11 protein-coding genes are annotated in these 12,608 nt (G+C 47.1%); 8 read left to right on the top strand and 3 right to left on the bottom strand.

Going from position 1 to position 12,608, the window contains the following annotated elements; genetic code table 11:
* Positions 1 to 210: 210 nt before the first annotated feature.
* Positions 211 to 1,248 carry a tyrosine-type recombinase/integrase gene (locus NFR90_RS11005; protein WP_251453046.1) on the bottom strand — a complete coding sequence of 346 codons (1,038 nt, stop codon included), beginning with the start codon at positions 1,246 to 1,248 and terminating at the stop codon, positions 211 to 213.
* 378 nt (positions 1,249 to 1,626) lie between these two features.
* Here NFR90_RS11005 and NFR90_RS11000 point away from each other — a divergent pair, with 378 nt between their 5' ends.
* Positions 1,627 to 3,030, top strand: a complete 1,404-nt coding sequence (locus NFR90_RS11000) for a hypothetical protein (protein WP_251453045.1) — start codon at positions 1,627 to 1,629, stop codon at positions 3,028 to 3,030.
* On the opposite strand, the gene NFR90_RS10995 is transcribed toward NFR90_RS11000, so the two are convergent.
* Complete coding sequence (locus NFR90_RS10995; RefSeq protein ID WP_160334991.1) at positions 3,013 to 3,426, bottom strand: YbaK/EbsC family protein; 414 nt, start codon at positions 3,424 to 3,426, stop codon at positions 3,013 to 3,015. The genes NFR90_RS11000 and NFR90_RS10995 overlap by 18 nt on opposite strands.
* Before the next feature lie 234 nt (positions 3,427 to 3,660).
* Here NFR90_RS10995 and NFR90_RS10990 point away from each other — a divergent pair, with 234 nt between their 5' ends.
* From NFR90_RS10990 to NFR90_RS10965, 6 genes are all read left to right on the top strand, one after another.
* Complete coding sequence (locus NFR90_RS10990) at positions 3,661 to 5,154, top strand: SLC13 family permease (RefSeq protein ID WP_160334990.1); 1,494 nt, start codon at positions 3,661 to 3,663, stop codon at positions 5,152 to 5,154.
* A gap of 262 nt (positions 5,155 to 5,416) precedes the next feature.
* Positions 5,417 to 6,916 (top strand): ABC transporter ATP-binding protein, encoded by a 1,500-nt coding sequence (locus NFR90_RS10985; protein ID WP_160334989.1) that lies wholly within the window; start codon positions 5,417 to 5,419, stop codon positions 6,914 to 6,916.
* On the top strand, positions 6,916 to 8,007 hold the full coding sequence (locus NFR90_RS10980) for an ABC transporter permease (protein WP_251453044.1): 1,092 nt from the start codon (positions 6,916 to 6,918) through the stop codon (positions 8,005 to 8,007). Before NFR90_RS10985 ends, NFR90_RS10980 begins: the two co-directional genes overlap by 1 nt.
* A complete protein-coding gene (locus NFR90_RS10975; protein ID WP_251453043.1) occupies positions 8,004 to 8,921 on the top strand; it encodes an ABC transporter permease in 918 nt (305 codons plus the stop codon). Before NFR90_RS10980 ends, NFR90_RS10975 begins: the two co-directional genes overlap by 4 nt.
* 29 nt (positions 8,922 to 8,950) lie before the next feature.
* A complete protein-coding gene (locus NFR90_RS10970) occupies positions 8,951 to 10,105 on the top strand; it encodes a BMP family ABC transporter substrate-binding protein (RefSeq protein WP_443094412.1) in 1,155 nt (384 codons plus the stop codon).
* A 462-nt stretch (positions 10,106 to 10,567) separates the two neighbouring features.
* Complete coding sequence (locus tag NFR90_RS10965) at positions 10,568 to 10,780, top strand: TOBE domain-containing protein (RefSeq protein WP_251453039.1); 213 nt, start codon at positions 10,568 to 10,570, stop codon at positions 10,778 to 10,780.
* A 76-nt stretch (positions 10,781 to 10,856) separates the two neighbouring features.
* Here NFR90_RS10965 and NFR90_RS10960 read toward each other — a convergent pair whose 3' ends face one another.
* Positions 10,857 to 11,393, bottom strand: coding sequence for a LexA family protein (locus NFR90_RS10960; protein ID WP_251453036.1), 537 nt, complete (start codon positions 11,391 to 11,393; stop codon positions 10,857 to 10,859).
* 693 nt (positions 11,394 to 12,086) lie between these two features.
* Here NFR90_RS10960 and NFR90_RS10955 point away from each other — a divergent pair.
* On the top strand, positions 12,087 to 12,608 hold a 522-nt coding region (locus NFR90_RS10955), incomplete at its 3' end, for a hypothetical protein (RefSeq protein ID WP_371873895.1).

Below are 12,608 nucleotides of genomic sequence, written 5' to 3'. Positions count from 1 at the left end.
CGCTAAAAGTGTTTTTTTCATTTGAGAAATACTCCAATTGAAGTTAAAAACTTGCAGAAAGTTCAAATTCCTAGCAAGAATCATCTGCAACGCCATTGTGATAAAAAAGTGATGCAAGAGCAACAAAAACTGTTGTATTTGCGCAAACACGACACTTTTAATTGATATAAGATATGGTAAATCAATATTTCGTTGTTGTTTTACAACAAATCAGCTTTTTCTTTCTGTTGTTTCTTCGCTCTCGAATAGAGCATCAGCCCATTGCTGCAGGATGGCTCGGCGCTGTTCAAGTAAATCGCTTCTTTGATAAGCAGAAACTGTTTCATTGCCGGTCGAGTGCATGAGACATTTCTCAGCCGTTGTCGCATCAATATTATTTTCAGCGCACCAATCCCTAAAAGTAGATCGCATGCCGTGCATGGTACTGCTTAGTCCAAGTGAAGTTCGCAAAAATTTTCGCGGAGTCTCCCGCCGTATCGGTGATTTGCCATCTACTGAAAATATAAAACAGCCTTTAGAACCTTTCTTCAGACTTTTTAGAATCGCACACGCCTGTTTTGACAGCGGGACTCGAAAAGGCTCAAGTTTCCCGTCTTTGCGCCTGGAAGCCGGACATATCCAAACTTGATCTTTCCATGAAATCTCATTCCAGTGCGCCTGAGTGAATTCTACGGATCGAGTCGCTGTCAATACTCCAAAAAGGAGCGCTTTTGCTGCCGTCGCTTCAGAGTCCATCAGCTTCGGAATAAGAGCTCTTAAGTCACTAAAGCTTAGGGATGAAAAATGTTTCTGCTCGGAGCACTTCCTGGGAGAGGGCAGAAACATGTCTAAATTTCCGCGCCATGAAGCAGGATTTGCTCCGGAATACAAGCCGTCATGAATCGCATAACTGAAAATTTTCTCTAATCTTCCCCTTAATCGACTCGCCGTCATTGTCTTTTCGATCCATATGGGATGAAGGATTTTTAAAACGTCGTTTTTAGTGATTTCGTCGACAAATTTTTCCCCAATAAAAGGATTGCAGTAATTGGCTATAGAAGACTTCCAGGAGGACAGCTGACTCGGATTTTTCCAGAGTTTGACTCCGGCAAGCAGCTCAATGACTTGCATGGAGTAGTCTTTAAAAAGCGGCCTTTTTCTGGGCTCATCAGACGGATTTTGTCCGGCGACCGAAAGAAGTGTTCGGAAAAAATATGCTTTTTGTTTTACTTCGATGATGGGAGTTTTGGAGGCGCTTCCAAGAGCCATGTCCCTAACTTTTCCGCTTTGATCCAAATATCTGAAAAAGTAATTCCGGTACTTCCCGTTGGCCCGTACTCTAATATAGAGATTCTTCTCGAGTCGGTGCGTACCGTCTGTCAGTTCGAAAATTTCCCTTTTTTTAAATTTTCCAATGCTCGCGTGTGACATTTTTTCCTCAATATATGTGTGCTGCACTTTCGACTAATGAGGCGGCAGCGTGACCTCGTCAGCCGAATTTATCTATAGATTTCCCAATACGAGCATTGGACTTAGGAAAGAATCCGCAGTAGCTTACTTGAACATAAATTCAAATACAATAGCCGGAGTTCCTTCTAATTTCTTAATCAAAAAAGAATGCGTTTTCGGACATATCTGTTCTATTTAATGGCAGTCACACTTTCGCTGCCGCTGCTTGTACTGACATACACGCAGTACATGATGATTGAACAGGAGATTGAAAGAGAAAATACGCTGCTTGTGGAGGACGCCTCTGCCCTCAGCAATAACGTTAAGGGTAGAGTGCTGGCCGCAAAAGGTCTTGTGACCATGGCGGCCAATGTTTATGCCTTAGAAGGTCAGCAAAATCATTATCGTCTCAATAAAATCCTGATTGGTCTGAGAGATGCGCTCCCATATTTCTCCAATGTGCATTTTGACAGCCCCGAAGGAGTGACGGTTGCCTTTGACCCGCCCAGAAATCCGAAGGGTGAGAGCAATATTGGTGTTGACCATACTCAGCGGGAACATTGGAAACTGGTAAACGGGCAGGATTTCCCAATCGTCTCTGACGTTATTCAGGCGGTAGGCGCTGCGTCAGGTCCGATCGTAAACATCATGTCGCCTGCGGTGAATGAAAAGGGAACGGTTGTTGGTTACGCGGTGTCCGCTCTGAATCTTCGGGCGCTTTACGATGAGGTGGTTGCCGGACTCGGTTTGAAGGATTGCGTCGTTTGGATCCTTGATAGTAAAGGGATGCCGATTTACGCAAATGACAGATCGGATTACAAGGATGCCATCATGCCTCGAGAAGAGATCCGAAAATATTTAGAAGGGCCTAAAGTTGTTTCTAAAGTTAACCGTCCGAGCGGTTCGAATCTAGTCGGGGTGATCGCACCTATCGAAGGATTGGACTGGGTGGTTGGTATATTCAAACGTGCGGAAGATCGTGAAACTATGGTGCTTTCTTTAATTGCGACCAATCTGCTGATCTTCTTATTCCTCCTGCTTTTTTCCTTCATGATGGCAAGATTTGCGTGTAAGCCGCTGACGGATAATGTGTCGCGCCTTATGCTGCAAGTCAGAGAGGGAAGAGCGGTACCTACCCCAAGCGAAAAAGTCCAGACCCCGATTGAACTCGTAGAGCTTCAGAAGGCATTTTGTCGGCTTTTAGGGAAAGTTCAGAGCCATCAGAGCGAAATTAAAGAGCTTAAGGATCATTCTTCCTCGAGTCTGTCTCGAGAGTTAGAGCTGACTCGTGATGATGCGAAGTTCCTGCGGCAGATCATCATGTCAAGTCCGCAATCGATTGTTATCACGGACTCCAACGGATTTATCCGCCTTGCGAGCGAAAGGGCAGTGGAACAGTTCGGTTCTATCAATATAGGGACTTCGTTCAAACGCTTGTTGAGAACAAAATTTGAGTTGGAAGATTCAGGCAGCGAACGCTCGGGCAGCGATCTCGTGAAACTGAAAGAAACCGCAACAGGTAAGGAGTTCCTGCTCTTTAAATCTCAGTCCTATATCGGCTCGGAAAAACGAGAAATCTACGTTTTAAGCGAAAGGATCTGATTTTTTAAAGACTCTGTAGGAGTACCCTAAACTCGGCAGTAAATGATCCGTGATCTCTTTCATTGAGATTTCCCAGCTTTGATCATTAGTGCACGGATGGCAATTGATGAAATCGCAGTTAAGGATCTTTTCGTCGAGGATAAGCTCCACTTTGTGCTCTTTATCAAAGATCAGACCAAGTAAGCAGACAGCTCCGCGAAAGGTTCCGAGCAGCTCCGCAAGCTCTTCTTCCGCTGCGAAAGATAAATGTCCGCATCCGAGAAACTCAGAAGCTTCTTTTGCGCTGAAACGATCATCAGGAGGAATGACAAAAAGAAAAAATCGCTTCTTGTTTCTGAGAAGCAGAGATTTGCAGCAGTGCGCTCCGGCGTTCTGAGCAATTTTTTCCTTCTTCACACGTTAAAACCGGTTCGTGGTGAAATACTTCGAAAACTATCCCTGCCCGACAGAGATAGTTTGATATCGTTCTAATGTTCCTTTGGGTGATAACTTGGTCCATAAACAGTAAAATGAAGAAAGTTGATGATTTGATTGTAGTAATCACAGGAAAAAATGCAATATTCAGTTGTAAACTCTCTAACATATTGCTCATTGGCTAATACCTAGAAGGATATTTTAGGAAAGAACAACATGTCTCAAGCAGAAATCGGCTCTTTTCCTCCGGCCGTAAAAAAGTTTTTCTTATTAGGGGCGCCTCTTGCCGCGCTGTTTGTTTTTTGGATACTGCCTAATACCTATACGGATATCCATGGCGCGTCGATTGTATTTCCGACAGCAGCAAAAGCCTGTCTGGCTGTGGTTGTATGGATGGTGCTTTGGTGGCTGTTTGAGCCGGTTCCGATACCGGTGACCTCATTGCTGCCGATTCCGCTTTTCCCGCTGCTTCATATCGCGACGCCGACTCAAACAATGGCGCCGTACGCTTCGAATACGATCTTCCTTTTCATGGGCGGTTTTATTCTTGCCATCGCGGTACAGCGATGGAATCTGGATAAGCGTATTGCGCTGACAACGCTCAAGCTCGTCGGCACTAAAGCGTATGCGATTGTGGGCGGATTTATGGTTGCAAGCGGCGTTCTGTCGATGTGGGTTTCCAATACGGCGACCGCTGCGATGATGGTTCCGATTGCGATGGCGGTACTCTCGCTGGTCCGTGCGCAGAAACGAGGCGGCCCGATTGACGAGGAAGAAGAAAATTTCAGTGTGGCGATGCTGCTTGCTGTTGCATACGGTGCTTCTATCGGCGGTATGGCGACAATTATCGGTTCTCCGCCTAACGGCATTTATGCGCGTTTCATGGAACAGCATTTCAGTCAAACCGTTTCATTGGCAAGCTGGATGAAGGTTGGTCTGCCTCTGACTCTTGTCCTTTTGCCGGTTTGCTGGTTCCTGTTGGTAAAGGTCTTATTCCGCAAGTCTCTCAACGAGATCGAAGGCGGAGCCGAGTGGGTGAAAGAAGAACTTCAAAATCTCGGACCGATGAGTAAAGCGGAACGCTATGTTTTCCTTGTCTTTTTGATTGCGATCCTGCTTTGGTCGTTTGGCGGGATGATTCGTCCGCTTGAATTTGGCGGTATCAAACCATTCTCTTCTTTGTCCGACTCCAGCATTGCGATGCTGTGCGCGATTTCTTTGTTCTGTATCCCGATTAATAAGGACCGCACAGTTCTTACTTGGACGGACATGAAGGATTTGCCTTGGGGCGTTCTGCTGCTGTTTGGCGGCGGTCTTTCTATGGCGGCAGGACTCTCGATTACGCAGTGCGGTCACATTATCAGTGCCAATGCGTCAGTTTTTGCGGGCCTGCCGAAGTGGATTGTTCTTCTCGGCGTCAGTTTCCTCGTGATGATCGCAAGTAACTTTACTTCCAATACGGCTTTGGCAGCGACTTTGATGCCGCTATTAGCGTCCGCGTCAGAACCGATGGGCGTGCCTGCGGATCAGCTGCTTTTAGTAACCGCGCTTTCAGCATCCTGCGCATTCATGATGCCTGTCGGAACACCGCCTAACGCGATTGTGTTCTCTACAGGGCGTATGAAGATCACGCATATGGTGAAGGCCGGCGCGGTGATTACGGTTGCATCTGTAATCGTGATCGGCGTTTTCACGATGCTGTTCCTTTGATCGTCCGCTGATGCCTAAAAGAGACCGGTCCGAAGAGCTGTTTGGACCGGTCCTTATATACCTGAAAGATCTGTAGCTTCATCGAAAAAGATTCGTTTGAACATGCGTGAAGCGAGCGGTTTTTTTTCATGTCAGAGTTGGATTCTGTGCCGGAGCGCAAAGCGTAGAAAGTCAGCTTCTGATCAGGAGTGATTATTTAGAAATCGGCCTAGACCACAGGCTGATTCTGTTAAAATTCTTGCCTCTAACCATTGAGTCCGTGATGCCCCCACGTTTAAAACTGAATAAGATTACAAAGCGATACGGAAACACGGTTGCAAATAATTCGATATCGCTGGAAGTCATGCCGGGAGAAATCCTTGCAATCCTTGGAGAGAACGGAGCCGGGAAAAGTACCCTGATGAAGGTGATTTTCGGTTCGGTTGTTCCGGATGAAGGAGAAATATTCTTTGACGGAAAGCCCGTGCAGATCCGTTCACCGGCTGATGCCAGAGAACTCGGCATAGCGATGGTGTTTCAGCACTTTGTTCTTTTTGAGACGCTGACCGCAAAAGAAAATATTCTTCTTGGCATGCCCAAAGGGACAGACCCTGACGCGCTTGAGAAAGAGATTATCGAAAGGAGCGCTCATTATGGCATTGAGGTCGACCCGAATGCGGTGGTTAATGACCTCTCGATGGGTGAGAGGCAGCGCGTTGAGATTTTAAGAGCGCTTCTGACGAATCCCAAACTTCTGATCTTGGACGAACCCACGTCCGTATTGTCTCCTCTTGCGCTTCAGGCATTTTTTAAGACGCTCCGACAATTGTCATCCGAGGGCGTCTCAATTATTTTTATTACGCACAAATTAAACGAAATCCGAGAGCTTTCAGATCATTGCACGGTGATTCGCGCCGGCGAAGTGGCGGCTAACGTGAACCCTAAGGAACACACTGAAGAACAGCTTGCCAAGCTTATGATCGGAAATGATTTGCCGGAAATCCTTCCGAAACCGGATATTAAGCCTTTGCCCGGGCTGGAGGTTTCCTTTAACGGTGAACGCGTCACTTTTAAGAGCCAGTATCCGCTAGTTGGAAAGATCTCTGTTCCGCGCGGCAAGATCGTCGGTGTGGCGGGAATTTCAGGAAACGGCCAGAGTGATTTGATGAAGGCAATTTCGGGAGAAGTTCTTCTTTCCAAACAGGCGGTGAAGATTTGCGGCTCTGCCGCCGGAGATCTTCGCGTTCAGCACAGACGCGCGCTCGGGCTTCGCTACATTCCTGAGGAAAGGCTTGGAGAAGCGACGGTTCCGGAGATGAGTCTTGAAGCCAACACGCTTCTCACAAGCAATCTCTTCTTGGCAAAGGGCTTCATGCGCAATAAGATGATTCATCGATTTACAAACTCGGTGATTGAAAAATTCAAGGTGAAATGCGGCGGTTCCAAGGCTCCGGCAGATAGTCTTTCCGGAGGGAATCTTCAGAAATACATTGTCGGCCGAGAGCTTCTGCATAATCCCAAGGTCCTGGTCCTTAACCAGCCGACATGGGGTGTAGACGCCGGAGCGGCAGCGCTGATTCGCAACGCCCTGATTCGGCAGCGAAGCGGCGGCAGCGCTTTACTGGTGGTGAGTGAAGAATTGGATGAATTATTCGAGATATGCGATGAGCTGGTTGTTATGAGCGAGGGCAAAATATCGCCTCAGGTGAAAGCTCAGGCTATCTCGGTTGAAGAGATCGGACGCTGGATGTCCGGTCTTTGGCCGAAAACGGAGGACGCATAATGAACTTTCCGATCGCTATTTACAATCGCGAGCGTCCGAACCGGTTCTTAGCAGCGGTTTCTCCGATTCTCGCGGTGATTCTCACTTTAGCTTTAGGCGGCGCAATCTTTGCGATGGTTGGCAAAGAACCGCTTTACTCTCTGTATGTATTCTGTGTTGAACCACTTTTAACGCTTCGCGGCTGGGGCGAACTCGGCGTGAAGATGACGCCGCTTATTCTCTGCGCGTTGGGTTTAGTGGTTTGTTACCGCGCCAATATTTGGAATATCGGAGCAGAAGGTCAGCTCATTATCGGAGCGCTTTGCGGCGGCTACGTCGCGCTTCAGGCGAGTCCCGATCAGAGCGGGCTCTTCATGATTTGGGTGATACTTGCGTCGATTGTCGGCGGTGCTTTGTACGCGAGCATTACGGCATGGCTGAGAGATAAATGCAACGCGAACGAGATCCTGGTTTCTTTGATGCTGGTCTATGTCGCTGAGCTTCTGCTTTCCTGGGCGGTACAATCTCCGCTTAGGGACCCGCAAGGACTTGGCTTCCCTCAGAGTCCGATGTTTGAAACCGCAGCAACGCTTCCGATCATGATCCCGGGTACACGTATGCATTGGGGCGGCGGACTTGTTGTGATATCGCTCTTTTTAATCTGGCTGATCATGTCCAAGATGTTTATCGGTTTCCAGGTTCGTGTCGCGGGTCTTGCGCCGAAAGCGTCAAGTTATGCGGGTTTTTCGAATCGAGCGATGATCTATTTCGCACTGCTTTTGTCCGGTGCGCTTGCGGGGTTGGCCGGTGTGATTGAAGTGTGCGGACCGATCGGTCAGCTAACTCCGAAGATTTCTCCGGGATACGGATTCGCCGCGATTATTGTGGCCTTTGTCGCGCGGCTCAAGCCGGTTGGAACTGTGCCAGCTGCTTTTGTGATGGCGCTTTTTTATCTTGGCGGAGAACTTGCTCAGTCTCGTTTGGGGACTCCGGCCGCCTTAACAGGGGTTTTCCAAGGCTTGCTGCTTTTCTGCATTATGGTGTGTGACTCGATGATCTTCTGTCGTTTCCGCTGGGTTGGTTTCGGTAACTGGAAAAAGGAGGCGGCATGAGTGTAGCGGCCTCGTTAATTGCGACCACGATGAATGCGAGCACACCGCTTTTGTTAGCGGCGCTCGGGATCTTAGTTGCTGAGCGCTCCGGGGTTCTAAACCTTGGTGTTGAAGGTATTATGCTCATGGCGGCGATTGTCGCCTACATAGGTGCAGTGGAGAGCGGCAGTTTTGCGGTTGGCTTTTTAGCGGCGATTTTGATCGGCATCGCTTTTGCTCTGTTTTTTGCGATTTTCGCAGTCGGACTGAGAGCAAATCAGCAGGCGTCTGGTTTGGGCGTCGCGATCTTCGGAGCAGGACTTTCGGCCTATATAGGCATTCCGTATCAGGGAGCAGTGCTCCCGGAAAGGGGCCCTGACGGAATTATGTTCCTCGACAAGATTCCTTTTATCGGAGAAGCGTTCTTTAGCCAGCATTGGATTGTCTATTTGTCGCTTCTGATGATCCCTGCGGTTTGGTTCTTCCTCTACAAGACTCGAGCCGGATTGGTGGTCCGAGCGGTTGGAGAGTCGCCGTTCAGCGCTAATGCTCTTGGATACGATGTCCCCTTGATTCGCTGCTGCGCATTAGCGTTTAGCGGAGCCTGCATTGGTTTATCCGGTGCCTACCTTTCCCTTATTTACACACCCTTATGGGTTGAAGGGATGGTTGCCGGACGAGGATGGATTGCGCTAGCTTTAGTGACATTTGGAACATGGCGTCCGTTCCGTGTGTTCCTTGGTGCCTATCTGTTCGGCGGTATGACCATGCTGCAGATGAATCTGCAGAGTATGGGAATTTCAATTCCGACGCAGTTTATTTCGATGGCGCCTTACTTAGCGACGATTATTGTCTTAGCACTGATTTCGAGAAATCCGAGATGGATTCGACTGAATATGCCGGCTTCTCTTGGAAAACCTTTTATTCCGCACTAACGTGCGGCCTTACATTCATAACGGTGGAGATAAACGTGAGAACTTCATTGAAACTTGTGGCAGCTGTTGCGGCACTCGCTTCTGTTTTTGCACTGAGCGGCTGTGACGACAAGAAAGGTGACGCTTCTAAGCCTGCGGACGCGGCAAAACCTGCGGCAGCTCAGAAGGCAGACGCCAAGGAACCTTTGAAAGTAGGTTTTGTATATGTTGCTCCTATTGCGGATGTTGGTTATACCAAGCAGCATGATCTTGGCCGTCTTTATGCGATTGAACAGGTCGGCAAGGATAAGGTGACGACTACTTTCGTTGAGAATGTTCCTGAGACGGCTGATGCCGAGCGAGTGATCCGTCAGATGGTCAATGACGGGAACAAGCTGATTTTCGGCACAAGTTTCGGCTATATGAACTACATGCAGAAGCTTGCCAAAGAATATCCGGACGTTAAGTTTGAGCATGCAACAGGCTATAAGACAGCCCCGAACATGACAACCTACAACATTCGTTTTTATGAAGGCCGTTATTTAGCCGGTATGCTCGCCGGAGGTGCAACTAAGAGCAACATTATCGGATATGTCGCTCCTTTCCCGATTCCTGAAGTTCTTCAGGGCATCAATGCGTTTACGTTAGGCGCCAAGTCGATCAATCCGAACATTCAGGTGAAAGTGATTTGGACGAATGCCTGGTACGATCCTCCCAAGGATACAGACTCTGCCAAGACTCTGATCGGACAGGGTGCGGACGTGTTAACACAGCACACCAATACTTCTGCGGTCGCTAGCGCAGCGGAGTCTGCCGGCAAGATGGTGATCCCTTACAACAGCAATATGAAGTCTGTCGCGCCGAATGCGCAGATTGCGGCTCTGGTCCTGAACTGGGGACCGTACTATGCGAAGAAGATGCAGCAGGCGGTGGACGGTAAATGGGATAAGACACCGGTTTGGATGCACTACAGTGACGGAGCATTGTCCTTAGAAGGCATTACGGACAAAGTCCCGGCAGATGTCGTAAAGAAGATGGAAGAAGTGAAGGCAAAACTTGTTAAAGGAGAGTTCCATCCCTTTACCGGTCCGATTAAAGACAATGAGGGCAAAGAAACGCTCAAGTCCGGAGATGTTATGAACGACAAAGATCTGTCCACGATGAATTATTACGTGGATGGTGTTATTGGAAAAGTTCCTAATTAATTTCCCGGCTTAATTTAGCAAAGGCGTCTTCGGGCGCTTTTGCTTTATCAGGGATCGAATTTCAAAATATGTGAAAAAGACCACAAGTCAGGAACGAGTAATGATCTTCTTTAACCGTGGGAATGCATGTGCGGAATAGCGAAGTGAAACGTCCCAGCCTTACGTAGTTTCTATTTTTTAAGTAATTACACCTAAAATTTGCTGATATTTTTTCTATTTGTAACGAGAAGGGGCCGTTGAGCCGCTATTTATACATCGTACGGACTTGTTGGAATTTCGATTGCTGCAGTGACTTAGAAAAAATCTAATAATAACAAAGAGTTCTGTTTTTGAATAGCGCCTTAATACCTTTCATAACGAAGGGTTTTACACCTGGAGTATAGCCAGAGAAAGAAGCGAGAGATTTTTTGAATGCCGATAAGATGATGGCTCTTAATACTTTTATATCAAATGGAGTTAAGCATGAAATTATCCGCTCGCAACTGTATCGAAGGCAAAATTGTTGAAATCAAGAAAGGTCCTGTCAGCACCGAAGTCACAATCGAAACTAAGTGCGGACAGAAGCTGGTTTCTTCTATCACCACAACCAGCGCAGAAAATCTTGGTCTTGAAGTTGGCAAGACAGCTTTCGCTGTGATTAAAGCTTCCAATGTTATGGTTGCTGTGAACGAATAATTCGTAGGCTCGTTCCGTTTTTGGAGAATTAAGGTTATGTTTTGCCCTTTAGGCGGCTCAGCATAGCCTTAATTTTTTATTCAAGATGCCGTATAACGTATGAGACCGTCCCGAGGATCGGATGCGGCAGCGGGATAGTCGGGTACTGGGAATGATCATAACTTTCTGAGATAAGACGTTCCGGCTGAATATCCGTAAAGTATCTTCTTAGCGTGAGTTTCCCATCATGCTGTAAAAGGACAATTTGCCCGGGGCGAGGAAAAAATCCGTGTTTCACGAGGATTAAATCGCGCTGATGGATTCCGGTTCTGTCCATAGAGTTGTCAGGTGCATAGTAAAGCTGTGTGTCTTCCTGAGGATCTATCAGCATTTCATTCAGATTAATTTTCGAAGAGGAGAATCGATCAATTGCCGGAGGAGGCGTGCCTTCATCCGGAGCTAGTCGAATCTGCGTTCTGACCCATTTAGAGCCGCCGAGTTTTTTGAATTTAGCCAGCAGCTCCTCGGTCAGGATAATTGTGGTCGTTTTTGCGCCGATAAGTTTTTTTCTGCCTGCGCCGGGCCGAACACCGCCGCGCGTTTTCTTTGTCGATGTTTTCTGATCAGATTCCATTTTCTTCTCCGACGAGAGAGATCATTATATAGAGGACGATTCGGTTCTCATCTGCGGCGGTCAGCGATTTTTTAAAGCAGAAGGCTCGCATCGGTTCGCAGATCTGCCTAAGCCGCATGCAGTGTTACCGGTTGAGGCCGTCTGTTCAAGAACGACGGCTAAGGCAAAATCTGATGCTCTTTTTGGGATATTTCTTTCGGTAATAGCAAGAATTAGCTGTGGTCTTTTTCACACAGATAAGGAAAATTTTGTGGTCAAAAGCACATTGTTCCCAGACGCAGAAATAGAGTTTCGTGAGATTCACGGCCGGGAGAACAATGAACCGGGTTGCTAAACGTTGGTGCTTATTCAAATCCGACTAACGCTTAATATGCGAAAAAGACCACAAATATTTTCGTATGGGGTATCGGTGTCGGAACAGAGCTACAAGAAGATATAAAAAGGGTAATTTTTTGCTGGAAGCAGGATTTATTTAGGGATAATGGGTGTGCTACCATCCCATTTAAAGGAGTATTTAAAAATATGTGCTTTTGACCACAAATTCTCCCGACTTTTCCAGAAAAATGTATCAATAATCTTCTTTAACCTTCTGAATATTCAACGATAAATCCGAAATTTTTTTAGAAAATTTAACGACAAGGTAGCTCAACTAAGGCTAATTATGATATAATTATCAATAAGGAGGAGTCAGTCGTGTCCATCTCAATTTCGGAAAGAAAGGTAAAAGGCAAGGTCTATATCTCTATCGTCGAGAAGTATCGAGATCCAATTACAAAAAGGTCCACAACTCGTCAGCTCAAAAGCTACGGGAACAAGGAACTATTTCTGCAGAAGCACCCTGACGGACTCGAACTTATCAATTCAGATTTAAAGCTCTTCCGGGAATCAACTCAGGCCTATGCGGAGGCGACCGAGCTGCCGAACGGCAGCGGAGTCTCAATCGTTGACAGCGCAGCGAACTCCACTGAGTTAGGCAGTTCATTTCTCGTTTCACCAGCACCGTTTCTAACGATTTGGAACAAGCTTAAATTAGACCAATACTTCAAGAATCTAGAGCGCAATTACAGAGGAAAGGTTCCGGTCGATTTAAATAAACTGGCCTTTTACAATGCGGTTGCTCGGATACTCAGGCCTGAACCAAAACTAGGAACGTGGATTGACAGGAATAGATATCTATACGACTTTGAGAGCCTTTCTCTCAAGGATATGTACAAC

Origin of the sequence: Parasutterella muris (genome assembly GCF_943193095.1) — a bacterium.
In the GTDB taxonomy this organism is placed as follows: domain Bacteria; phylum Pseudomonadota; class Gammaproteobacteria; order Burkholderiales; family Burkholderiaceae_F; genus Parasutterella; species Parasutterella muris.
This window is presented reverse-complemented; position numbering and strand designations above follow the sequence as displayed.